Below are 639 nucleotides of genomic sequence, written 5' to 3' on the forward strand. Positions count from 1 at the left end.
CGAACAAGGCAACAAATCTTGCGCGCGTGCCTGTATCCATTCTTCGCGTTTGTGTCCCTGACATTTTGGACAATGCCGATTGCGGCAGCTGTTGTAACTAATACTGATGTTTCCGCAAGCATCGCAAGCATCTACATGACCGCCCAACGCTGAAGTTCTGCACAACGTTAATGCCCTTAACGTTTTCTCTTGATGAACGGTAAAGTTTTGGTTGGATAAATCTACTTTTTGCAATACATGGGCTACTTCCCACTGCGGCTGCATAAAGCAAAAACGGTATCAAGTGGACTGTGTACTTTTTGTTGCTCCAATTGGCAAACATGTAAATATTCCATAGTGGTCTCCACCCGTTCATGCCCCATCAATTTCTGAACTTGAAGGATATTTACGCCATCTTCTAATAAATGCGTGGCATAGCTATGGCGCAAAGTATGCGTGTGCACATCTTTTAAAATACCTGCTTTTTTACTGATAGATTGAACTGCCCATTGAACACCGCGTTGACTGTAACGAGAATCAAAACCCTTGGCATCTTTCGTGTTTCCTGTAAATAAAAAAGTAGTGGGATGTTCGGCTGAAATATATCTTTTTATTCCCCGTATCAAATGATCAGATAAAGGAACATATCGATCTTTTTTT

2 protein-coding genes are annotated in these 639 nt (G+C 41.6%); both read right to left on the reverse strand.

The window, feature by feature from the left end; translation table 11 throughout:
- Positions 1-264 (reverse strand): transposase zinc-binding domain-containing protein (locus N5D46_RS14755; protein WP_280050455.1); only part of this gene is annotated, 264 nt, incomplete at its 3' end.
- On the reverse strand, positions 243-639 hold a 397-nt coding region (locus N5D46_RS14760), incomplete at its 5' end, for a tyrosine-type recombinase/integrase (RefSeq protein ID WP_280050456.1). The genes N5D46_RS14760 and N5D46_RS14755, both read right to left, overlap by 22 nt.

The organism is Empedobacter sp. GD03865 (assembly GCF_029840775.1).
In the GTDB taxonomy this organism is placed as follows: domain Bacteria; phylum Bacteroidota; class Bacteroidia; order Flavobacteriales; family Weeksellaceae; genus Empedobacter; species Empedobacter falsenii_B.